Origin of the sequence: Roseospira navarrensis, from assembly GCF_009601025.1 — a bacterium.
GTDB lineage: Bacteria > Pseudomonadota > Alphaproteobacteria > Rhodospirillales > Rhodospirillaceae > Rhodospira > Rhodospira navarrensis.
In genome coordinates this window covers 1-22,131 of record NZ_WIVE01000033.1, presented here as the reverse complement: position 1 = coordinate 22,131, position 22,131 = coordinate 1, and the positions used below count along the sequence as shown (strand labels likewise).

Annotated in this window: 15 protein-coding genes and 1 pseudogene; 5 read left to right on the top strand and 11 right to left on the bottom strand. The window is 65.9% G+C overall.

What is annotated here, in order from left to right; translation table 11 throughout:
* Nucleotides 1-28: 28 nt before the first annotated feature.
* The 5 genes from GHC57_RS11285 to GHC57_RS11265 all read right to left on the bottom strand — a co-directional run bounded on the left by GHC57_RS11285 (nucleotide 29) and on the right by GHC57_RS11265 (nucleotide 6,480).
* Nucleotides 29-838 carry a trypsin-like serine peptidase gene (locus tag GHC57_RS11285; RefSeq protein WP_170294844.1) on the bottom strand — a complete coding sequence of 270 codons (810 nt, stop codon included), beginning with the start codon at nucleotides 836-838 and terminating at the stop codon, nucleotides 29-31.
* The gene (gene cysQ / locus GHC57_RS11280; protein WP_153344249.1) at nucleotides 828-1,652 is read right to left on the bottom strand and encodes a 3'(2'),5'-bisphosphate nucleotidase CysQ; all 825 of its coding nucleotides are present in this window, start codon (nucleotides 1,650-1,652) and stop codon (nucleotides 828-830) included. Before cysQ ends, GHC57_RS11285 begins: the two co-directional genes overlap by 11 nt.
* Nucleotides 1,649-4,015 (bottom strand): xanthine dehydrogenase family protein molybdopterin-binding subunit, encoded by a 2,367-nt coding sequence (locus tag GHC57_RS11275; protein ID WP_153344247.1) that lies wholly within the window; start codon nucleotides 4,013-4,015, stop codon nucleotides 1,649-1,651. Before GHC57_RS11275 ends, cysQ begins: the two co-directional genes overlap by 4 nt.
* A 143-nt stretch (nucleotides 4,016-4,158) precedes the next feature.
* A complete protein-coding gene (gene gmd / locus GHC57_RS11270) occupies nucleotides 4,159-5,229 on the bottom strand; it encodes a GDP-mannose 4,6-dehydratase (RefSeq protein ID WP_153344245.1) in 1,071 nt (356 codons plus the stop codon).
* A gap of 291 nt (nucleotides 5,230-5,520) precedes the next feature.
* The gene (locus GHC57_RS11265) at nucleotides 5,521-6,480 is read right to left on the bottom strand and encodes an O-fucosyltransferase family protein (protein WP_153344243.1); all 960 of its coding nucleotides are present in this window, start codon (nucleotides 6,478-6,480) and stop codon (nucleotides 5,521-5,523) included.
* A 790-nt stretch (nucleotides 6,481-7,270) separates the two neighbouring features.
* On the opposite strand from GHC57_RS11265, the gene GHC57_RS11260 reads away from it, so the two are divergent.
* The 3 genes from GHC57_RS11260 to GHC57_RS11250 all read left to right on the top strand — a co-directional run bounded on the left by GHC57_RS11260 (nucleotide 7,271) and on the right by GHC57_RS11250 (nucleotide 13,404).
* A complete protein-coding gene (locus GHC57_RS11260) occupies nucleotides 7,271-7,894 on the top strand; it encodes an FkbM family methyltransferase (RefSeq protein ID WP_153344241.1) in 624 nt (207 codons plus the stop codon).
* Between the two features lie 285 nt (nucleotides 7,895-8,179).
* Nucleotides 8,180-9,433 (top strand): O-antigen ligase family protein, encoded by a 1,254-nt coding sequence (locus GHC57_RS11255; RefSeq protein ID WP_153344239.1) that lies wholly within the window; start codon nucleotides 8,180-8,182, stop codon nucleotides 9,431-9,433.
* Between the two features lie 443 nt (nucleotides 9,434-9,876).
* Nucleotides 9,877-13,404: a LamG-like jellyroll fold domain-containing protein gene (locus GHC57_RS11250; protein WP_153344237.1), complete on the top strand. Its 3,528-nt coding sequence runs from the start codon at nucleotides 9,877-9,879 to the stop codon at nucleotides 13,402-13,404.
* Between the two features lie 375 nt (nucleotides 13,405-13,779).
* Here GHC57_RS11250 and GHC57_RS11245 read toward each other — a convergent pair whose 3' ends face one another.
* The 5 genes from GHC57_RS11245 to GHC57_RS20265 form a co-directional block, all read right to left on the bottom strand.
* Complete coding sequence (locus tag GHC57_RS11245; protein ID WP_170294843.1) at nucleotides 13,780-14,493, bottom strand: VPLPA-CTERM sorting domain-containing protein; 714 nt, start codon at nucleotides 14,491-14,493, stop codon at nucleotides 13,780-13,782.
* 1,324 nt (nucleotides 14,494-15,817) lie between these two features.
* Complete coding sequence (hslU, locus tag GHC57_RS11240; RefSeq protein WP_153344233.1) at nucleotides 15,818-17,128, bottom strand: ATP-dependent protease ATPase subunit HslU; 1,311 nt, start codon at nucleotides 17,126-17,128, stop codon at nucleotides 15,818-15,820.
* Nucleotides 17,129-17,185: 57 nt separating this feature from the next.
* Nucleotides 17,186-17,755: an ATP-dependent protease subunit HslV gene (hslV, locus tag GHC57_RS11235; RefSeq protein ID WP_153344231.1), complete on the bottom strand. Its 570-nt coding sequence runs from the start codon at nucleotides 17,753-17,755 to the stop codon at nucleotides 17,186-17,188.
* 102 nt (nucleotides 17,756-17,857) lie between these two features.
* A complete protein-coding gene (locus GHC57_RS11230) occupies nucleotides 17,858-19,087 on the bottom strand; it encodes an adenylate/guanylate cyclase domain-containing protein (protein ID WP_153344229.1) in 1,230 nt (409 codons plus the stop codon).
* A 30-nt stretch (nucleotides 19,088-19,117) separates the two neighbouring features.
* On the bottom strand, nucleotides 19,118-19,606 hold the full coding sequence (locus GHC57_RS20265) for an LEA type 2 family protein (RefSeq protein ID WP_170294842.1): 489 nt from the start codon (nucleotides 19,604-19,606) through the stop codon (nucleotides 19,118-19,120).
* Between the two features lie 236 nt (nucleotides 19,607-19,842).
* Between GHC57_RS20265 and GHC57_RS11220 the strand changes: the two genes are divergently transcribed.
* Together GHC57_RS11220 and GHC57_RS11215 are read left to right on the top strand one after the other, a co-directional pair.
* Nucleotides 19,843-20,829 carry a 2-hydroxyacid dehydrogenase gene (locus GHC57_RS11220; RefSeq protein ID WP_153344225.1) on the top strand — a complete coding sequence of 329 codons (987 nt, stop codon included), beginning with the start codon at nucleotides 19,843-19,845 and terminating at the stop codon, nucleotides 20,827-20,829.
* Between the two features lie 41 nt (nucleotides 20,830-20,870).
* On the top strand, nucleotides 20,871-21,809 hold the full coding sequence (locus GHC57_RS11215; protein ID WP_153344222.1) for an AEC family transporter: 939 nt from the start codon (nucleotides 20,871-20,873) through the stop codon (nucleotides 21,807-21,809).
* 131 nt (nucleotides 21,810-21,940) lie between these two features.
* On the opposite strand, the pseudogene GHC57_RS11210 reads toward GHC57_RS11215, so the two are convergent.
* Nucleotides 21,941-22,131, bottom strand: a pseudogene (locus tag GHC57_RS11210) (hypothetical protein); the annotation flags it as partial.

Below are 22,131 nucleotides of genomic sequence, written 5' to 3'. Positions count from 1 at the left end.
CTGGGTGGCGGGATCGCCCCTCTGTGTCTCATGGTCTGCCATCCGGTGCGGGGGCGTCGGCGATCGCCAGCCCCTGCGCTCGCAGGAACGCGCGGATGACCGGGGCCGGAATCATGACGCCATGGGGCGGCGGCCCGGCCGTGGTGTACCCGATCAGGACCCCGGCGATCCGGGCCCCGGACGGGTCCGTGTCCATGCCGACCAGGATCGGTGCGCCCGAGGCCCCCGACGGCCCGTCGCAGGTATGGTACCAGAACGGCTGGCCGAATTGGCCGTCCAGGATGCAGCGGTCGTGCACGGACAGCACGTCCGGCCGGTCGCGGCTGTAGCTGGGCAGGACCACGTGGCTGGGCGCGGCCAGGATCAAGCTCAGCCTGTCGTCGGACGCCAGCGGGATCGGCGGGATGTTCAGGCCGGTGGCGAGCCGCACGACGGCGAAATCCTGGGTCTGGGACTCCGCGGGCGGCGCCAGAATCTCCGCGCCGGCGGTGGTCGTCTCCGCGACCCCGAATCGGTATCCGGCGGCAAAGGTCAGGCCGGATGCCTCCGGGATGGGGGCGCCGCGAGACGCCATGCAGTGCCGGGCCGTCAGCACCAGATCGGGCGCGATCAGCGCGCCGGTGCAGAGGGCCGCGCCGCCCCAGTCCAGACGGCCGATGGCGCGCCAGGGCCAGGGATAGGGGGCGGACTCGGCCGTGTCGGCGGTCAACACCGGCGTCCGGTCATCGCGTCCCTGAATGCCCACCACCGCGCCGTCCGCTTCCGCCGGGCCGCCGGGCCACAGCAGGGCGGCGGCCACCAGGGCGGCCACCGGCAGGGGGGCTCTGTCAGAGGCCAAGATCGGCATCCCGCCACGCCCCGCGCGCGATGAAGTGCGGGTTGAGGAAACGCGCGTTCTTGGCGTAGCCGAGGGGCGCGCCGTCCTCGGTCTCGACGCGGCCACCGGCCGCCAGCAGGACCGCGTGGGCCGCCGCCGTGTCCCACTCGCAGGTGGGGGCGAGGCGCGGGTAGAGGTCCGCCGCGCCCTCGGCCAGCCGGCAGAACTTCAGCGAGCTGCCGGCGTTGGTGCGGTCCGCCACCGTGTAGCGGGACAGGAAGGCTTCCATGCGGTCGCTGTCGCCGTGCGACCGGCTGGCCAGCACCACCAGACCGTCCGGTCCCGGCGTGCGGCAGGCGATGGGTTGGGCCGCGCCGTCCCGGATCACCCGGGCCGTGCCGGGACCGTGGCCGATGTACAGGGTCTCCAGCGCCGGGGCGAGCACCAGCCCCAGGATGGGCGCGCGGTTCTCCACAAGGCCGATGTTCACCGTGAACTCGCCGTTGCGCTTGATGAACTCCTTGGTGCCGTCGAGCGGATCCACCAGCCAGAACGGGCCGTCCCCCACGGTGGGCACGTGGCCGGCGGCGACACTTTCCTCGGCCACAACCGGGATGTCCGGCGTCAGGTCGCGCAGCGCCGCCAGGATGACCGCCTCGGCGCGTCCGTCCGCCTCGGTGACCGGGGATGTGTCGTCCTTGTTGGCCACGGCGAAGTCGGTGGCGTAGACGGCCATGACCTCGCGCCCGGCGGCCCGGATGACGGGCACCAGCGCGGTGGCCCAGGCGGCGAGGCGGGCGGGGTCGGTGGCGGCGGAGGCCGGAGCGGTGGTCATGGGGCGGCGGCTTTCCTGCGATCCTGGATCGCCCGCCACACCCGGAACGGCGTGGCGGGCATGTCGAGATGGGTGACGCCGAGCGGCGACAGGGCGTCCACGACGGCGTTCATGATGGCGGGGGCCGCGCCGATGGCGCCGGCCTCGCCCGCGCCCTTCACGCCCAGCGGGTTGGTGCGGCAGGGATAGTCCTCGACGGCTTCGAACGCGAAGTCCGGGATGTCGCGCGCCCGGGCCAGGGCGTAGTCCTGCAGCGTGCCGGTGACCAACTGGCCGGAGTCGGGGTCGTAGATCACCTGCTCGCACAGCGCCTGGGAGAGGCCCTGCACCGCGCCGCCGATGATCTGCCCTTCCAGCAGCAGCGGGTTCAGGACCACGCCCATGTCGTCCACGATGGTGTAGCGCAGGATGGCGGTCTGTCCCGTGTCGGGGTCGATCTCGACTTCGCAGACATGGCAGCCGTTCGGATAGGTGAACTGGCTGGCGACGAAGGACTCCGTGGCGGTCAGCCCGCCGCCGGCCGGCATGTCCTCCGGCCGGTGGGCGGGGTCGCGCGCGGCGGCCGCGACCTCCGCCAGATGCAGGGTCCGGTTGGTGCCGGGCCGGCGGAACAGGCCGGTCTCGGGGTCGTGCTCGATGGCGTCCGGCCCCTCGGCTTCCAGCACGCGGGCCGCCACCGCCCGGGCGCGGGCGATCAGGGTGTCCGTCGCGGCGGCCAGCGAGGCCCCGCCGGCCGGAATGGAGCGCGACCCGCCGGTGCCCTTGCCCTCGGGCACCTCGTCCGTATCACCCTGGCGCACGCGAATGCTCTCCAGCGGCACGCCCAGCGCATCGGCGACCATCTGGGCGTAGGCGGTTTCGTGGCCCTGGCCGGTGGACTGGGTGCCGATCACCACCGTGACCGTGCCGTCCGGGTCCACGCCGACGGTGGCGGGCTCCGAGAAGTTCCGGCCGCCGCCGCAGGCCTCGACATAACAGCTCAGGCCGATGCCGCGCAGGCGCCCGGCGGCCTCGGACTCGGCCCGGCGGGCCGGGAACCCGGTCCAGTCGGCGCGGGCCATGGCGCGCGCCATCAGGCCGGCGAAATCTCCCGAGTCGTACACGTGCCCCAGCGCGGTGGTGTGGGGCAGGGCGTCCGGCCCGATCAGGTTGCGCCGCCGGATCTCGTCGCGCGACAGCCCGGTCTCCGCCGCCGCCACATCCACCAGCCGTTCCAGCAGATAGGCGGCCTCGGGCCGGCCGGCGCCCCGATAGGCATCCGTCGCCACCGTGTTGGTCATGATGCCGCGACTGCGCACCGTGGCTGCCGGAATGTCGTACAGGCCCACATACATCGCACCGCCGGCCATGGTGGGGATGAAGGCCCCGAACTGCGAGCAGAAGGCGCCCAGGTTGGCGCGGATGTCCACCCGCAGGCCCAGGAAGCGGCCGTCGGCATCCATCGCCAGCTCGGCGTGGGTCAGGTGGTCGCGGGCGTGCAGGTCGCTGGCGAAGCCCTCCGCGCGCTCGGCGATCCATTTGACGGGGCGGCCGAGCTGGCGGGCGGCGACCAGCACCAGCACGTGTTCGCTCATCAGAAACAGGCGGGTGCCAAAGCCGCCGCCCACGTCCGGACAGACGACCCGGAAGCGGTCCTCGGGCAGGCGGAAGACGCTCTTGGCCAGCACCGCCCGCAGATTGTGCGAGCCCTGGCTGCCGGTATACAGGGTGTAGCGGCCGTCCGCGTCGTCGAAGGCCCCGATGGCGCCGCGCGGCTCCATGAAGGTGGGCGACAGGCGATTGTTGACCAGATCCAGGGAGACGACTCGGGCCGCCCTGGCGAACTGGGCCGCCGTGGCCTCCGTGTCGCCCATCTGCCAGTCGAACAGGACGTTGCCGGGGGCCGCCTCGGGATGCAGCACCGGCGCGCCTTCGGCCAGGGCGGCCGGCATGTCCGCCACCGCCGCCAGCGGCTCCACGTCGATCAGCACGGCCTCGGCCGCGTCGCGGGCGGCATGGGCGGTCTCGGCCACCACGAAGGCGACCGGCTCGCCGGGGTACAGCACCCGGTCGCGGGCCAGGGTGGGGCGCGGCGGCGTGCCCATGCGCCGGCCGTCGCGGCTCTTGACCGCCATCCCGACGGGAATCTCGCCCAGCCCGGCCGCGTCCAGGTCGGCTGCCGTCAGGACAGCCAGCACCCCGGGCATGGCCCGCGCGGCCTCGATGTCCACGGCCGTGATCGCGCCGTGTGCATGGGGCGAGCGCGCCGCGGCGGCGAACGCCATGCCCGGCAGGGTGATGTCGTCCGTATAGCGGCCGGTCCCCGTCAGGAACCGGCGATCCTCTGTGCGGCGAATGGCCTGGCCGGCGCCGAAGCGTCCCATACGGATCTCCCGTCACGCTCCCCGGGTCCGGCGCCGTGCGACTCGGCACAGGGCGCCGTCCGGGATCGCCGCGAGTGTAGGGGCTGGACCGGGGGAGCGTACAGGGTTCTGTACGCCGTGGCGTTCGGGCCTGACACGCAGGGTCAGTCGGCGCGGTTTCGCCGCTCGGTTTCCTTTCGAACGATGTCGAGATCGGCGGTGACCATGTCCCGCACCAGCTCCGGGAAGGTCGTGGTGTGGCGCCAGCCCAGTTCGGCCTGGGCCTTCGACGGATCGCCGAGGAGCAGATCAACCTCGGTCGGGCGGAAATATTTCGGATCAATCTTGACCAGCGTCTCGCCGGTCCGGGCGCAGTTGCCCGTCTCGTTCACGCCCTCGCCTTGCCAGACGATCTTGCGGTCCACGCAGGCGAAGGCCTCCTCGACGAAGTCCCGCACGGAATAGGCCTCGCCGGTGGCCAGGACATAGTCGCTCGGCGTGTCCTGCTGCAGGATGCGCCACATGCCTTCCACGTAGTCGCGGGCGTGCCCCCAGTCCCGTTTGGCGTCAAGATTGCCGAGGTACAGGCGGTCCTGGAGGCCCTGTGAGATCGCCGCGACGGCCCGCGAGATCTTGCGGGTCACGAAGGTTTCCCCTCGGATCGGGCTTTCGTGATTGAACAGAATGCCGTTGGAGGCGTGCATCCCATAGGCTTCACGGTAGTTCACGGTGATCCAGTAGGCGTAAATCTTGGCGGCGGCGTAAGGAGAGCGCGGGTAGAACGGTGTGGTTTCACGCTGCGGCGTCTCCTGAACCTTGCCGTACAGCTCCGACGTCGAGGCCTGATAGAACCGCGTCGTCGACTCCAGGCCAAGGATGCGGATGGCCTCCAGAAGCCGCAGGGTTCCAAGCGCGTCGGAGTTGGCCGTGTATTCCGGGGTCTCGAAACTGACCTGGACGTGGCTCTGCGCCGCCAGATTGTAGATTTCGTCCGGCTGCACTTCCTGAACCAGGCGGATCAGGTTGGTGGCATCGGTCAGGTCTCCGAAGTGCAGGAAGAACCGCACGTCGCTTTCATGCGGATCCTGGTACAGGTGGTCCACACGCTGGGTGTTGAAGGACGACGAGCGCCGTTTGACGCCGTGAACCGTGTACCCTTTGCTCAGCAGGAGTTCCGCCAGATAGGCGCCGTCCTGGCCCGTAACGCCCGTAATCAGGGCGGTCTTCGCTGTCATCGTATCGCGCTCCCAAGATGTGGTGTCGTCAGCCAAGCGATCCCGGCGGATGGGCGGACGCGGTCCAAGGCGTCGAGGCTCTCCGGGGACCCACTCAAGGGCCCGACAGTCGCGGCGTGGTCGTCCGCCGCCCCAACGCCGTCAGGGCGGACGCATTGAAACGCATCCGAGGTGAGTGATCCAGGCAGAGTTGCCGCCCCGAGTCCTCCAGGATACCCCCCAATCCGGGGCCGAGGATGGGGTTTGAACAGATGGCCTGCCCGCAATGCACTCAGTACGGCAGTCCTCTGCTCAGGCATATCTTTGAAATGCCTGCTTTGCGCGAAGCAGGGGATTGGCCCGTTCGACGTCAAGGGCGCGCTGTCCGCGCGCGCTGCCAAGAATGGCGCTGACGACGGAGAACGTGGACCGGCTGGAGTACAGCAACTGGTCGCACTGCCCCAACGTCCACATGTCCGCCAGCGCGTTTTCCGCTTCGAGGGTCGCATCCGGTATATTCGCGTTGTTGTGCAGGCGTCCTCCGTCTTCCGGCAGCCACTTCGCCAGGGTAAACACCCCCGGAAACCGATCGCGGATGCGCCGTTCGACCTCGCCACTGTCCGTCGCCAGGAAAATCGCGGCGTCGGGTTGCTTCGCCAGGGCGGTCGTCAAGGCGCGCTCGAAGGCGCCCAGCGGCGTCTTGCGGTCGGTGTAGCGGATATGGACGCCGATCAAGGGCCGCCGGTCGGCTGATGCAAGGGCGTCAACCTTGGCCCGAATCCGCGCGTTGGGGCGAAACCACGTTTCCAGGACATCCCGGTTGATGGCGACGTGGGAGCGGCCGCGGAACCGCGGGTCGGCCCGGAGCGCCCGGTTCAGCCGCGCAAGCTTGGGCAAGTAAGACCAGAATACGACGACGGTCGTCTCGCGATCGAGCCGGCTGAGATCAACGCAGTATTTCCGGTAAATGAAGGGGTCGGAGTGCTTCTTCGGATCGAACTGAGAAATCAACTCTGAAGGGTTCATGCCCAGCCGGCCGCGCCAGAGGGCTGGCGCCACGGATTGTTCATCGTTCAGGCTTTCCGGGTCCGGCATCTCAGGCGAGTCAAACAAAGTTTTGTAAACATTCATTCCCGTGCTGTCATAAGTATTGTCGCGCCAGTCGATCACGGGCTGTCGATCTGTAAGTTCTGCATAAACAATTCCGGTCGCAGCCGAAAGGATCCGGTTGCCGAAGCCACCTTTTCCCTTAATCAACACATATCGGCTCATATAACCGCTCTCCGAGACTGCTGCCGGTGTTGGTCCTGCGGCAAAGAGGGTATTGTTTGGTCCGTGCCGTTGTGGGCGAACACTGATGTCCGAGACCGGCACACGGCATCCAAGCCAACGTACTGCACCCCATTGACGGGGCACAAGGTACCTTTCTAGGGCCGAACAAGTTGGCCACCGTTCATGTGATGCATTGGAACCCTGTTGCCCATCTCGATTGCGGTTCCCCGGTTGGCGATCCCGTGCGGCCCGCTGCCCAGTCGCCCGATGCTCCAGGGGGTGCGCGATGTCGTCGGGCCCCCCAGGAGGCGAGGCGGCCGCCGCCGCCGTTCACCTTTGGTGCCCCGTAGCGAAGGGTATGTCATTTCTTTGCTGTATGGTCGGGCGAACATTGGCATCAAAAGGTATTTCGACTTGGCCCGGAAATTTTTTTCGTCCGATCCGCACATCTGTCAACGGGGCAAAATATTTGTCGCTCAGAAATGCAATCCGTATAGTGGCGGGCGCCTGGGGCCGGTTAGGCCTCTGAAGGGTCAGATCTGCCTTGCCTTAACCCGACGACACCCTCAGGTTAGCCACTGGCACTGAAGAATGGTTTAAAAGGGCGAAAAGCATGAGCGTTGAATATATAAGAAGTCGCGTCAAAAGGCTGCTCGGCCGACAGCGCCTGCTGTTTCAGATGGCAAAATCTGTATACGAGTGGTACAAGTACAAAGTAGATACGAGGGTGGCGCGTTCGATATCAAAAGACGTGGCAATCGTTAGATACAAGAAACAAGAAATTAAGTAGATGCGTAAAAGCGGGTGCAGATCTCAGTTTGGGCAAGATCACTATTTTTTGAATCACGTTTTTAAGTCTCAAGACACCGGAATATTTATTGATATTGGGGCTAACAGGCCAATAGAAAATAGCAATAGTTATGTGTTTGAGCGCGCCGGGTGGAGGGGTTGGGCTTTCGATCCCCTATCCTGTTTTAAGGAGGATTGGGCGCGTGAAAGAACTACACCTTTTTTCTGCGCAGCGATCTCGAACAACGCCTGCGAACGGCCGTTTGTTGAGTTCGAGGCACTCCAGGGTTGGGAGCACCAATTGTCCGGGTTTTCGGATTGCGTCCGCGCCGAAGATCTTTCGCTCCATCAGCATAAGATCTATGACGTAGCGTGTTATCCGCTGGATCATTTCCTTCCAGACGTCACCCATATCGACCTTGCCTTGATCGACGTCGAAGGCGCTGAGTTAGCTGTCATTGAAGGATTGAACCTTGGCCGGATTAAGATCGACTGGCTGCTGATCGAAAACGTGTCCGTTTTGGGTGGCGATCAAAAAGTCCGCGCGGTGATGGCCGAGCATGGCTATGAGTTCCGTGCCCGCATCGCGATGACGGACGATCTGTACGAGCGTCGGGGGGCTTAACCAGGCCCTTGGATTGAATGTATCGCCCATAATGCGCCTTTTTTGGGGTTCCGCTGTCCGGCATTCTTCTTGATTCGAGCCCAGTGAGGATACAGTGCCGGCTCCTGCGGCCCCCGATTGATGCGCCGCCCAACGGGGCGCGTGCCATCAAGATTAACCGGAAGGTGCACAAGTGGGGGCAAGCGCTTATCAGAATCGGAAGAAATGGCACAGTCAATGAACGCGACTGGAAATGGGTTGGATGGAGCGCTGCGAGCCCGGGTCCCTGAAAAAAGGCTTGGGATCATGGGTGCGCTTTTTCTTGTATCTCTGTTTATACCCGTTGGCTTGAGCATTGGCCCTATTCACCTCCAGACATTTCGGTTTATCCTTATTCTTTTCTTTTTTCCAGCGCTTTTTGCGTTCTTTTCAGATCGAACCATCCGGCCTTCCCTTGCGGATGGGCTGATCGTTATTCATGTGATGTGGGCGTCTGTCGCCATCCTCGTCTTGCATGGCGTCGTGCGAATTGAAGCCGTGGGGATTTATGCGATCGAAGTCCTGGGTGCCTATTTCCTAGCCCGCACGCAGATCAGGTCTCCGAAGGCCTTTATGCAAGCGTTCGTTATTCTTTTGGTTGCGGCTGCGGTGATGCTGCCGCTTGCGATTTTCGAATCAGTGACAAACAAGAATGTGTTTTCAATGTTACTCGGGTCCTTTTCAGTTTCACGTGGTTTTTACGGTGTCCGATTGGGGTATTTTCGGGCTCAAACTGCTTTTGACCACCCGATATTGCACGGTATGGTGTTTGGCAGCCTGCTTGCTCCGGCCATGTATTTGACGTACAAGAGGACGCGTATAATACGGTCATTGTTCCGCGCATTGCTTCCAGTATCAACGACAATGTTCTCTTTGTCGTCCGGCGCGTTTACGCTGCTCGCGGTTCAGTTGCTTGCGTTCGCCTGGGACAAGGTCGTGAAGGTTGCGTCGAAATGGAAGATTCTTGCAACGCTCATCATTGCGGGATACGTGGTGGTGGACCTGCTGTCCGACAGAACGCCCTATCAGGTCGCCATCAGTTACCTGAGTCTGAGTCCCGGAAGCGCGTATAACCGAATCCTCATCTGGAATTTCGCGTCCGACGATCTGTTTCGAAACCCGATTTTCGGGATCGGGTTCAATGCGTGGGATATGCCGGACTGGATGCACTCGAACAGTACGGACAATTTCTGGCTTGTCACGGCGCTACGCTATGGGATTCCGGGATTCTTGTTGCTGTTCCTGACGCTTGTCTTCGTCATCGTGAACAATGTCCGTGCGAAAGTGACCATTCCATACGTCAACAATTTCCGGAAGGGCTACAATATCATGATGATCGCCCTTTCGTTTTCGATTCTGACCGTCCACCTTTGGAATCAGCCTTTTGTTCTGTACATATTCTACCTGGGGGCCGGTATGTGGTTCCGGGAGTATCAGCGGCGCGTGAACCGCCTCGCCGCCGCGCGCCACAACGCCTCGCTCGCCCCGGAGCCGGAGGCCGCTGCGCCCAATCCAGTGTGATCCCGGCCCTCGGGGGCCTGTCCGCTCGCGCGCCGGGGTGTCGTGGCCCGTGCGGCGCCCCTGACCGCGCCGGCGCCGCGCTGCGGTGACACGTCCGTGTCCCGACGGGGCGCGACGACAACCGCCCATGAGGGCAACAGCCCCCGCGATTTGAACAGCGCGCGCCCCGGTCGTCCGTCGAGGGTCCGGCCCCGCCTGCGGCTGCGTGTCCGGGGGCCGGCTCCGGTCGTCGGATCATGGCACCCATTTCGATCCGAATGCCGGCAAAATTCGTCGCAAAATAATAAACAAAAGAAATGTCAGAAAAAGTAAATAAAAAGCAAAGAACGGAGTTGTAACGCCCGTCACTGTCCAGATCCGAAGCCTGATCTACTGTGATCCCACCGTAGACATCGGCCGTTTCAGAATGAAGGCGCGGTCGTCAGGCTGAAGGAGTTGGTGAGATGACGTCGTACACCGTGTCGAACAGCGAAGAACTCATTGCCGTGCTGGAGAAGGCCACAGGTGGCGAAACAATTCTCCTGGCGGGCGGCCAGTACGACGACATCAGCATCCACGGCGTGAAGAATCCGGCCACCGCCAACTACGATGCGCCCGTGACCATTCAGTCGCTGGATAGCGAAAGCCCGGCGGTGATTACCGGCCTGGAAGTGTACGGTGTCGACAATATCACGTTCCAGGATGTTGACTTCAGCTACACGTATCAGGGTGGTGATCCGACCCGCGAAAAGCCCTTCACCGTCGGCGAAAGCAGCGGCATCACCTTCAATGACTGTGAGTTCTCTGGCCAGCCCGTGGAAGGGACCGGCACGGTGTCTGACGGCTACGGCGGCGGCATTGGCCTGTATGTGACCGACAGCAGCGACATCGGCGTGACCGATTGCCAGTTCGAGACGTTCCACCGCGGCGCCGTCTTCGGCCGGGTGGACGGGCTGACGGTCACCGGGAACACCGTCACGAAGATGACGTCGGATGGCTTCAACTTCGTGACGGTGAACAACGTGCTGATCGAAGGCAACCATTTCAGCAACTTCGACAAGGCCGATACGGACACCTCGCACCAGGACTTCGTCCAGTTCTGGACCAACGGTACGACGGAACCGTCCACCAACATCGTGATCCGCGAGAACATTTTCGATCGGGGCGAGGGTGACGCGCCGCAGGCGATTTTCATGCGCAACGAAGCCGTGGACTCACAGGGCGGCGGCTACGACATGTACTACCAGAACATCCTGATCGAGGATAACGTCATCTACACGTCCGTGATCCACGGGATCACGGTGGGTGAGACGGACGGCTTGGTGATCCGGGACAACACGATTGTCCAGTCCACCGAGGGCGACAGCGACTCCCTGTGGGTTCCGCACATCAATTCGAATGGCGAATCGTTCAACGTCGAAATCTACGGCAACATCGTGCCGGCCGAGCCGGTTCTGAGGACCAGTGATCCCAACAGCTCGGTGGGCGAGAACTTCATCACCCAGAACACCGATCCGCTGGCGCCCAACTACGTGCAGACCGTGTTCAGCGACGCGCTGGGCGGCGCGACCGTGGCGGTTCCCGAGGACCTTCAGGTTCTGCCGGACAGCCCGGCGGCCGGCTTCGGGGCTCCGCAGACGCAGTTCGACGCCACCCCCGACGCGCTGACGGCGTCGATCCGGTTCGAGGACAATGAAGCTCTGACGGGCGAGGCCCTGGTCCTCGACGGCAGCCTGACCCGCGATGCCTCCGGGCTGCTGTCCGCTGATGCGGCCGACTTCGCGTGGACGGTCTTCGACGCCGAGGGGAACGCGGTCCAGACGGCCTCTGGCGTGACATTCGAGTTCAAGACCAACGTTCCCGGCGCCTATACGGCCCAGTTGACCGTGACCGGCGCGGACGGGTCGCAGGCGACCAACGTGACCGCGATCGAGATCGCGGACCGCGTCCTGATGGCTCTGGACTTCCAGGCGGGCGCCGTCGAGGACCTGTCCTATTACAACGGCGACGGGACCAACGTGGACGAGGCGGTCTTTGCCGACGTGGATGGCGTCACCGCGCTCGACATGACCAACACGCTGGGTGTGAAGCTCGACATCGGTGACAACGATCAGCTCTACAGCCTTGATGCCTTCACATTGGATTTCGGCCTGCAGCGCGCCGATGTGCTGGGTGGCGTGGGTGATATCTTCCGGATGCACACGGCCTTCACGGTGACGCTGACGGACACGGGCGAGTTGAAGGTCTGGCTGGCCACTCAGGACGGTCAGGATGTTGCCGTCACCACCAGCGGGGCCGGCCTGCAGGATACCGACTGGCACCATGTGGCGGTCAGCTATGACTCGGATGCGGGCTCCGTCGGCGTCTATGTGGACGGCGCGCTGGTCGGCTCCGGTGACATTTCCGGGCTGACCCTGGCCCAGGCGTCCTGGCATCCGATGCTCGGCAACCTGTGGAAGGGTGGGTTCCAGGGTTATGTGTCGCACCTGAACATGACGGCGGACTCCAGCGACGCGGCCTCCGTCGAGACCCTGAACACCGCGTTCGATGCCTACCTGACCGGCGCCGGTGAGTCCGTGTCCAAGGTTCTGACCTCCGCCGAGGTGGTCGCGGATCCGGTCGAGCCGACCGAGCCCGAAGACACGGTGGAGCCGGTCCTGCTGCCGGAGACGCAGTTCGCCTTCGACGCGTGCAGCTACGACGACAGTTGCGTCAGCCTGGAAGGCGGCGCTACGCTGCAGACCGCCGCGGACGGCACCAGCTACGTCAACACCACGGACGGCTACGTCAGCTTTACGGACAACACGGCCCTGACCGGCAGTGACCAACTGAGCGTCTTCTTCGACTTCCGGACCGAAACCGCACCGGGCGGCGAAGCGCGCATGTTCTGGCACCACATGAACATGGGTGTGGTTCTGAAGGAAAACGGCGACCTCGCCTTCACGTTCCTGAACGGCGACCGGCAGTCCGTCACCGTCTCCGATCTCGGTGTGATCGATGGCGAATGGCACAAGGTCGGCTTCACGGTGGACGAGACCACCGGCGCGTTCCAGGCCTTCCTGGATGGCGAGCTGGTCGCGAGCGAGACCCTGGACGGCCTCAGCCTGGCGGACAGCTCCAGCCGCGACGTGTGGCTGGGCGGCACGGCCTGGGGGCGGAGCCTGGACGGCGACGTCAACAACCTGGATATCTTCGCCGAGTGCGTGGATTGCGAGACGGCGCAGGCGATCGCCGGTGTCGCGCCGACCGTGTCCGAGCCCACCACCGATCCGGTCACCGATCCGGTCACTGATCCGGTCACCGATCCGGTCACCGATCCGGTCACCGATCCGGTCACCGATCCGACGACCGACGGCGGGACCGACACGGACGTGGCCGGGCCGGCTCCGAGCCTGTCCTTCGATGGGGCGATGGACTCCGACGGCGACGGCCTTGCCGAAGCGGTTCTGAAGGGCGCGGCCCAGGTCGTGGCCGAAGCCGACGGGTCCGTCTACGTCGATACCACGAGCGGATACGTCAGCCTTGACGACAACAGCGCCCTGGCCGGCCAGGACGAGGTCAGCGTCTTCTTCGACTTCCGGACCGATGGCCTGAGTGGGGACGCGCGCATGTTCTGGCACCACATGAATGTCGGTGTGGTGTTGGGCGAGGACGGTGACCTGACCTTCACCTTCCTGGATGGCGAACGGCACAATGTCACGGTCTCCGATCAGGGTGTGATGGATGGCCAGTGGCACACGGTCGGCTTCGCGGTGGACGAGACCTCCGGCGCCTTCCAGGCCTACCTGGATGGCCAGATGGTGGCGAGCGAGACGCTGGCGGGTGTCTCCCTGGCGGACAGCTCCAGCTACGACATTTGGCTGGGTGGTACGGCCTGGGGGCGGAGCCTGGACGGCGATGTGGACAATCTGGCGGTCTACGACCAGTTCATCACCGAGGACATGGCGGCCGACGTCTCCACGATCCTTGCGACGGACGACCTGATGATCTGATGTCCGGGCTTTCCTTCCGGAAGTGACTCGAAGGCCGCGCTTCACCCGAAGCGCGGCTTTCCTGTTGGGTGCCAGGCATGGCACGAACCTTGGAGGTGGAAGGTTCAACCGCGCCGGCGCCGCGAAGCGGCGGAGGTCCTGAGGCGGGCGTGTCGCCGTCCCGCCGATCCATCCCGAAAAACCCGGCGCGACCGCGCCGGCGCCGCGAAGCGGCGGAGGTCCTGAGGCGGACGTGTCCGCCTCAGGACCGATATCCAAATACATAGGAACGTGCCGCGCGGGCCGGGCCTGTTCGATTGAGCAGATCGAGCAGCGGGGATCAAATCGCGCCGGTGGCCCGACCCGCGCGGTCGGGTGGGGGAAACGGGGTCCCCCCTACGCTGTGGCCGCCATGCCGTCCTTGCGCAGCCAGCGGGCGCCGACCAAACCACCGATCGCCGTCAGCAGGAACCAGGCGGCGGCGGGCAGCGGGGTGACGGCGATGCTGACCACCATGTCGTCGTGGTTGTCGTCCGGACCCGCGCCGCCGTCATCCAGGGCCAGAAGGACGGTGTTGCCCGCGCGGGCCGCGCCGTTGCCGTCCAGGATGAACGAGGCGAAGACGTTGGGGTCCTTGGTGGTGCCGTTGCCGGCGTTAGTGGCGTCATAGTCCGGCGTGTTGTTCGCGTTGCGATCGGTCACGAACTTGAAGCCCAGAAGCGTGTTCTGCGTCCCCTGCGGCAGCAGGGTGCGGGTCACGGTCTCCAGCGGATTCGCGAGCGTGCCCTTGCGGTTGGACGGCGCATAGTCCTCGGTGTCGAAGATCTTTTCGGCGGCCGAATAGAGGCCGTCGCCGTTCAGGTCGAGCCAGAACTGGTTCTGATAGCCAGCCTCGAACCCGTGGAAGGTCAGCGCGACGTTGGGGTTGGTCAGGGCCCCGAAATCCAGCCAGACGCGGCCGTAGAAATAGCCCGGGGTGGCGTCGTCCATGACGTTGTTGACGTCGGTGGTGGCGCCCGCGATCGGACCCGCCGTGCCGCCCTCGATGCTCATGTAGGCGGCCTGGGCCGGCGTGGCGGCCATCAGGGTGAGCGCCGCGGCCGTGGCCATGCCCGCGATCCCCGACCGGGTCGTCGTGATCCGTTGCATCATATTCATCGTGTGTGTCCTTCACCCGTGAACGATGCGGGACCTGATGTGTCCGCCCATCATCGTCGGTTGTTGTTGTGTTCCGCCGGGGGTTCGTAAGGGGACACCGAGGCCCGGCAGCGGGTGCCAGAGGTGAGGGCAATGTCTGTCGTTCAGACAGCGGCCTCAACTGGCACTCTCAATTTACCATCAATTTGAAACGAAACAACGCGGCAAACGATATATGGTGAATTAATCTTGAGGTATGCCGGGATATGCGTCTTATGACTTAGGGCATAAAGCGCCGGTACTTATGGGCATATTGCTTTGTGTTGGGTGGGGGCGTGCCTGTGGCCGAAGGCAGGGGAGGCGTCCGGGTCCACGTCGCGCCGAACGGCCTCCCTCCCTATGGAATGGCTCTCCGAGTCACACGTCTTCGGCGGCGGGCGCTGGATGATCCGGCAGCGCCGGATCATTCACCACCAAGACACAAAGAACACCAAGAACGGAGCATCAAGACAATCGCGTCAAGAGCCCCAGACTCGTAGCCGGTAACCGCAACGGTATGGCCGGATGACGACATGACGACCGCTCTGTGACCTTTGGGTCTCTGTGGTTAATTTTGCTGCGGAGGAGAAGTAGACCACAAAGACACGAAGAGCACCAAGAGCGCGGCGAAAATGTCATAGCGCCCGCCCTCCATCATTTTCCTGGAGGGTCGCTGCGGGTCCGCCAAGGCGCGGACCCCTTTGTGATCTTGGGGTCTTGGTGGTCCATCCTCTTGCAGAAGACGGCCGCACTCGTTCGAAAAATCTGTGACCGTGATAGCGGCAGGTTGAGGCTGGGAGGGGTCAAGGGCGGCACCCGAAACCAGTGCGTGCTCAAGCCCCTCCCGAACCCTCCCCTTGCCAGGGGAGGGCGTTCGGTCTGCCCCCGACGAAAGGTCCCGGGACGCCCCATGGCCTCGATTTTCCGTGAGGAACCAGATCCTTCCCCGCTGTCAGCGGCTTCGGGTGACGCGCAGGGCTCCGAATCCAGATGACAGGGGTGTCATGGCTCATCCCTCATCACGAGATCCTTCGCGCCCTTCGGGCGCTCAGGATGACACTCTCTATCAAAAGTGTGTCGTTCTGAGGGAGCCCCCGCGACCATCGTTGCGATGGTTGCGCTCCCTTGCGGCGACGCGACGCGTCGCCGGGGGCGACCGAAGGACCTCGAGAGGTAAGTTCGACCCCATCCGTGTCACAGAACGGTCATCCGGATGTGGAGCCCTGGGGTGACGCGGGCTCTCATCGCTGGTCTTGCGCTACAGAATGAACTTGGACAGGTCCGCCGACTTGGCCAGCGGGCTGACGCGGTCGCGCACCATGGCTTCATCCACCACGATGGTCTCGCCGCCCCGGTCCGAGGCCGTGTAGGAGATCTCCTCCAGCAGCCGCTCCAGCACCGTGTGCAGACGCCGCGCGCCGATGTTTTCGACCGACGTGTTGATCTCGGCCGCCAGATCGGCGATCGCGCGGATGGCGTCGTCCTCGAACGCGAGGGTCACGTCCTCGGTGCCGATCAGGGCCTTGTACTGCTTGATGAGGCTCGCTTCCGGCTCCGTCAGGATGCGCACGAAGTCGTCCTTGTCGAGCGCCTTCAACTCCACCCGGATGGGCAGGCGGCCCTGCAGCTCGGGCAGCAGGTCCGACGGCTTGGCCAGATGGAACGCGCCCGAGGCGATGAACAGGATGTGGTCGGTGCGCACCGCGCCGTGTTTGGTGGCGACGGTGGTGCCCTCGATCAGCGGCAGCAGGTCGCGCTGGACGCCTTCCCGAGAGACATCGCTGCCGCGCGCGTCGGTGCGGGCGGTGATCTTGTCCACCTCGTCCAGGAAGACGATGCCGTTGTTCTCGACGGACGCGATCGCTTCCTTCACCACCTGGTCCTCGTCCAGGAGCTTGTCGGCCTCCTCGCGCACCAGGACCTCGTAGCTCTCCTCGACGGTCATCCGCTTGCGCTGGGTGCGCCCGCCCAGGGCCTTGCCGAAGATGTCGCCCAGGTTGAGCATGCCCATCTGCTGGCCGGGCATGCCCGGGATGTCCAGCGTCGGCATGTTCATGCCGCCGGTGTCGCGGACATCGACATCCACTTCCTTGTCGGCCAGTCGGCCCTCGCGCAGCATCTTGCGGAAGTTCTGGCGGGTGCCTTCCTTTGCGTTCTCGCCCACCAGGGCGTCCAGCACGCGTTCCTCGGCGGCCGTTTCGGCCTTGGCGTGGACCCGCTTGCGCATGCGCTCGCGGGTTTCGCTGATGGCGATCTCGATCAGGTCGCGGACGATGCTTTCCACGTCGCGACCGACGTAGCCCACCTCGGTGAACTTGGTCGCCTCCACCTTCAGGAAGGGCGCCTGGGCCAGTCGGGCGAGTCGCCGGGCGATTTCGGTCTTGCCGACGCCGGTGGGGCCGATCATCAGGATGTTCTTGGGCAGCACTTCCTCGCGCAGGGCCTCGGGCAGTTGCTGGCGGCGCCAGCGGTTGCGCAGGGCGATGGCGACGGCGCGCTTGGCGTCGGCCTGGCCGACGATGTAGCGGTCCAGCTCGGAGACGATTTCGCGGGGGCTGAAGGCGGACATGGCGGCGGACTTCTCTCAGGCAATCGAGCGGGAAGGGCGGGCGGGTCTCCGGGCGGCTCAGTCGGCGCCGTCGAGGGTCTCCACGACCAGCGAGTGGTTGGTGTAGACGCAGATGTCGGCGGCGATGGCCATGGCCTTGCGGGCGATGGTTTCGGCGTCCATGTCGTCGCGGTCGATGAGGGCGCGCGCGGCGGCGAGCGCGAACGACCCGCCGGAGCCGATGCCGATCAGGCCGTCCTCGGGCTCCAGCACGTCGCCGTTGCCGGTGAGCACCAGCGAGACGGAGCGGTCCACCACCACCATCATCGCCTCAAGCCGGCGGAGGTAGCGGTCGGTGCGCCAGTCCTTGGCCATTTCGACACAGGCCCGCGTGAGCTGGCCGGGGTGCTTCTCAAGCTGGCCCTCCAGGCGCTCGAAGAGGGCGAAGGCGTCGGCGGTCGCTCCGGCGAATCCGGTCAGCACCGCGCCCTCGGACAGGGTGCGCACCTTGCGGGCGTTCGACTTCATGACGGTCTGCCCGAACGACACCTGGCCGTCACCGGCAACCACCACGCGCCCGTTCTTGCGGACCGACAGGATGGTGGTGCCATGCCACTGGATCGGGTCGTGCGACGGCGCGGCTGTCATGGATCGGGGCCCTCCGGATCGAAAAATAGGGTCATTCACGCGCCAACACATGGGGCAGGGCGTCGCGCGGGGCAAGCCAAAACGTACCGTCGGCGCTTCGCCTCACGCCGGGGCGTAGACGGCCTCAGGTCTGTCCACGCCGCGCAGGGCATGGCGGCCCAGGGCGCGCCACGGGCCGGGGTGCCGCTCGCGGAAGGCCGCGCTGACCACGACGGGCTCGTCCAGCGTCTTGCACAGGCCCTCGACTCGGGCGGCCAGATTGGCGGCGGCCCCGATGACGGTGAACTCCAGCCGGGTCTGTACGCCGATGTTGCCATAGGTCACGCGGCCCACATGCAGGCCGATGCCGTGCCCCAGGGGCGGCAGGTCGGCGGCCAGCCGTTCCGCGTTGAGCGCCGCCATCCGCGCGCCGGCATCGCGGGCGGCATCCATTGCGGCCCGGGCCGGGGCGGGGTCCGCGCCCTCGGTGTCGCCGGCGGGGTAGGGGAAGATGGCCAGCGCGGCATCGCCGATGTAGCGCAGCACCTCGCCGCCGTGGTCCAGGACGGCCCCGGCCATGGCGTCGAAATAACCGTTCAGCGTCTCCAGGAAGCACGCGGCGTTCATGGCCTCGGCTAGGCGGGTGGAGCCGCGCAGGTCGCAAAACCAGATCACGGCCTGGATCACGTCGCTGTCGCCGCGCCGGATCTGGCCGTCCAGCACCCGTGCTCCGGTCTGCCGGCCCAGATAGGTCTGCATCAGGGTCAACGAGGTATGGCGCAGGGCCATGATTTCGACGACGCGGGCCAGGGCCGGCGCGGCGTCGTCGATCAGCGCCAGATGGGCGGCGTCGAACCCGCCGGGCGCCCTGGTCGCCAGGGTGATGGCGCTGTGCCGCCCGTCGGAGAAGGGCAGGCCGAGCGCCAGATAGTCGGTGAAGCCCTCGGCGGCGAGGTCGTGCAGGATGGGGTAGTCGAGGGACGCCGCCGGGCCTGTGATGCGCCGCCGGATCACGGCCCCATCGCCGTCGCTCAGGTCCTTCAGGGGGCTGAGTCGGAAGCGGTCCTCGTCCAGGATCGCGTAGGCGCCCTCCAGCCGCTTGATGGGCTGTCCCGGCTGCCAGATGAACACGAGGCTGAACACCTGGGGATGCAGCAGCCGGACCGAGAGGTTCACGCGGTCGGCCGGAACGCCGGCGTCGATCAGACGGGGGCACAGCTCGGAGAGCAGCGCTTCCGGCGTGCGCGTGCGCCAGCCGTCCTCCAGCAGCCACCGCACGATGTCGTTGCGTCGCCAGCTTTCGCTGGCGAGGGTCGGAGCCGCCGGGTCCAGGACGGTCGCGTCGCCGTTCATGTCGTCTCCGTCATCCTTCTGGGGGCGGCCCTAAAGGGGGGTCAGGGCGGGTCCCGTCTCGCCGGACAGCACGTCCAGGGATCCGGTGCTGCGGAACGGCAGGCCGCCCCGTCCAGTGGACGGCCCGAACGCCTCGCCGCTCAGGACATAGTCCACCCCCGAGCGGTTTCCCAGGGTCAGGATCTGCCGCACCAGGTCCACGGAGTCGATGCGCGCCCGCACCGGGATCGTGACCGTGGACAGACGCGGCAGGGTGGCGGTCCGGTCGGCGTAGCCCCGGGCCAGGGGCTGGCCGTTGACGGTGAGCGCGACCCGCAGCCCCGTGAGCGGCATCGGCTCCGGATTCGGGTTGCCGACGGACAGCAGCAGGTCCACCTCCTGCTGGAACAGGCCGGCGCGCAGGAACCGCACGTCGGCCAGGGCGACGTCGGGGGGAGACAGGGCGCGGGGCCCGGCGCAGCCCGCCAGCAGAACGGGGGCGGCGGCAAGGGCGGCGAGAACGGTGCGGCGTGGCGTCACGGGCGGGCCTCCGGGTCGTCGGGGTGGCGTCCTGAGTCCATTCAGCCCGGGCATCATGTCCAAAGTGCGCCAAACCCGTGGCGGACGGACGCAGGACGGTTGTGTTTCTGGACAGGTGGGGTAGGGACGGTCTAATACAGGAGCCATCCCTTGGGACCATCGCGCCTCGGGTCGTGCATCGCTCAAGGTCCGGACCACCCCCGTATCCCCCAGACAAGCCGAGAGGAACAGGCCGTATGCCCACGACCAAGCCCCTCGTCGTTGTGACGCGCAAGCTGCCCGAGCCGATCGAGACGCGGATGGCCGAGCTGTTCCGCGTGGAACTGAACCTGGATGACCATCCGTTCAGCCGCGAGGAACTGGCCGCGGCCATGGCCAAGGCCGACATCCTGGTGCCGACCGTGACGGACCGGCTCGATGCCGCGGTGCTGTCGCAGGCTGGTCCCAATCTGCGGCTGATCGCGAACTTCGGCACCGGCGTGGACCACATCGACGTCGCCACCGCCCACCAGCGCGGCATCACGGTGACCAATACGCCGGACGTCCTGACCGAGGATACGGCGGACATGACCATGGCGCTGATCCTGGCCGTGCCGCGCCGCCTGGTGGAGGGCGAGCGCCTGCTGCACTCCGGCCAGTGGGCGGGCTGGTCGCCCACCCACATGCTGGGCAACCGCATCTGGGGCAAACGCCTGGGCATCGTCGGCATGGGCCGCATCGGTCAGGCGGTGGCGCGGCGGGCGCGCGGCTTCGGCATGGCCGTCCACTATCACAACCGTCGCCCGGTCCATCAGGATGTCGAGACGGAGCTGGAGGCCACCTACTGGGACAGCCTGGACCAGATGCTGGCCCGCATGGACGTGATCTCGGTGCACTGCCCGCACACCCCGGCGACCTATCACCTGCTGTCGGCCCGGCGCCTGAAGCTGCTGCACCCCACGTCGTACATCGTCAACACCGCGCGCGGCGAGGTGATCGACGAGAACGCCCTGGTGCGCATGCTGTCCAACGGCGAACTGGCGGGCGCCGGCCTGGACGTGTTCGAACAGGCCCCGGCCGTGAACCCCAAGCTGCTGTCCATGAAAAACGTGGTGGCCATCCCGCACATGGGCTCGGCCACCATCGAGGGCCGCATCGACATGGGCGAGAAGGTCATCATCAACATCAAGACCTTCAGCGACGGCCACCGGCCGCCGGACCGGGTGCTGCCCAACCTGCTGTAATCCCGGCCGGGTCGGCGCGGGAGGGGCGAGGGAGTCTCCGCATGGCCGAGACGGTCGTCGCCGTCCTCCCGGTGTTCCTGGTCATCCTTCTGGGATTCGGGCTGAAGCGGTCCGGATGGGTGCCGGACGCCTTCTGGGGTCCGGCGGAGCATCTGACCTATACCGTGACCTTCCCGGCGCTGCTGACCGCCAATCTGGCGCGCGCGGACATGGGCACGGTCGCCTGGGCGCCGTTCATGTCGATCCAGGCGCTGGCCGTGCTGGCCGTGGCCGGCCTGACGCTGGCCCTGCGCCGGCCGCTGCTGACGGGGCGCATGGGTGTGGACGACGCCGGCTTTACGAGCGTCTTTCAGGGGGCCATCCGACCCAACACCTACATCGGCCTCGCCGTCGCCGCCGCCCTGTTCGGCGACCTGGGCGTGACGCTCACCGCGATCGGCGTGGCCGTCGTGGTCCCCCTGGTCAATGTGCTGTCGGTGGCCTGCATGACCCGGTTCGGCCGCGGTCAGGCGGCGAGCCTGTTCGGGGTGGCGCGCGGCATCGTCACCAACCCGCTGATCCTGGCCTGCGCGCTGGGGCTGGTGCTGAACGCGAGCGGGGTGGGGCTGCCGCCGGTCATCGGCCCCGTGCTGGAGATCCTGGGGCGGGCCGCGCTGCCGGTGGCCCTGCTGGCGGTGGGGGCCGGCCTGTCGTTCGCCCACCTGAAACGCGCGGGCGGGCCGGTCGCGGTCTCGGCCGTGCTGAAGCTGCTGGGGCTGCCGCTGCTGGTCTGGGCCGGCTGCGCCCTGGCCGGGCTGGATGCGGTGACGACCACCGTGGCGGTGCTCTATGCCGGGTTGCCGTGCTCGGCCTCGTCCTACGTGCTGGCGCGGCGCATGGGCGGCGACGCGCCGCTGGTCGCGGGCATCATCACGGCCCAGACGCTGGCGTCCGTGGTCACCATCACGCTGCTGGCGGGATGGGTCGGGGCCGGCGGGTGAGTCGGGCGGGTCGGACCGCCAGGGCTCCGAATCCGGATGACTGGGGTGTCACGGTTCGTGCCCCATCACGAGATCCTTCGCGCCCTTCGGGCGCTCAGGATGACACTCTCTATTAAAAGTGTGTCATCAACTCAGTTTGTGGCGGGTTCGGGCTGAGGCCGGAGGACCGCGTTTGCGATGATGACGAGCTTTCTGGCAACGGCGAGGAGTGCGCCTTTTGGTGTCTTTTTGTTGCCGATAAGCCTTTCGTAGAAGGCCTTGAGGTCGGGGTTGTATCGCACGGCGGAGAGCGCGGCCATGAAGAGCTTGGATCGCAAGGCGC

What these genes read in the sequence shown, in the direction of transcription:
- GHC57_RS11220 (WP_153344225.1), top strand. Translation starts at nt 19,843, where the DNA reads ATGCCCACGACCAAGCCCCTCGTCGTTGTGACGCGCAAGCTGCCCGAG.
- GHC57_RS11275 (WP_153344247.1), bottom strand. Translation starts at nt 4,015, where the DNA reads ATGGGACGCTTCGGCGCCGGCCAGGCCATTCGCCGCACAGAGGATCGC.
- GHC57_RS11265 (WP_153344243.1), bottom strand. Translation starts at nt 6,480, where the DNA reads ATGAGCCGATATGTGTTGATTAAGGGAAAAGGTGGCTTCGGCAACCGG.
- gmd (WP_153344245.1), bottom strand. Translation starts at nt 5,229, where the DNA reads ATGACAGCGAAGACCGCCCTGATTACGGGCGTTACGGGCCAGGACGGC.
- cysQ (WP_153344249.1), bottom strand. Translation starts at nt 1,652, where the DNA reads ATGACCACCGCTCCGGCCTCCGCCGCCACCGACCCCGCCCGCCTCGCC.
- hslU (WP_153344233.1), bottom strand. Translation starts at nt 17,128, where the DNA reads ATGTCCGCCTTCAGCCCCCGCGAAATCGTCTCCGAGCTGGACCGCTAC.
- GHC57_RS11245 (WP_170294843.1), bottom strand. Translation starts at nt 14,493, where the DNA reads ATGGCCACGGCCGCGGCGCTCACCCTGATGGCCGCCACGCCGGCCCAG.
- GHC57_RS11255 (WP_153344239.1), top strand. Translation starts at nt 8,180, where the DNA reads ATGGGTGCGCTTTTTCTTGTATCTCTGTTTATACCCGTTGGCTTGAGC.
- hslV (WP_153344231.1), bottom strand. Translation starts at nt 17,755, where the DNA reads ATGACAGCCGCGCCGTCGCACGACCCGATCCAGTGGCATGGCACCACC.
- GHC57_RS11260 (WP_153344241.1), top strand. Translation starts at nt 7,271, where the DNA reads ATGCGTAAAAGCGGGTGCAGATCTCAGTTTGGGCAAGATCACTATTTT.
- GHC57_RS11250 (WP_153344237.1), top strand. Translation starts at nt 9,877, where the DNA reads ATGACGTCGTACACCGTGTCGAACAGCGAAGAACTCATTGCCGTGCTG.
- GHC57_RS11215 (WP_153344222.1), top strand. Translation starts at nt 20,871, where the DNA reads ATGGCCGAGACGGTCGTCGCCGTCCTCCCGGTGTTCCTGGTCATCCTT.
- GHC57_RS11230 (WP_153344229.1), bottom strand. Translation starts at nt 19,087, where the DNA reads ATGAACGGCGACGCGACCGTCCTGGACCCGGCGGCTCCGACCCTCGCC.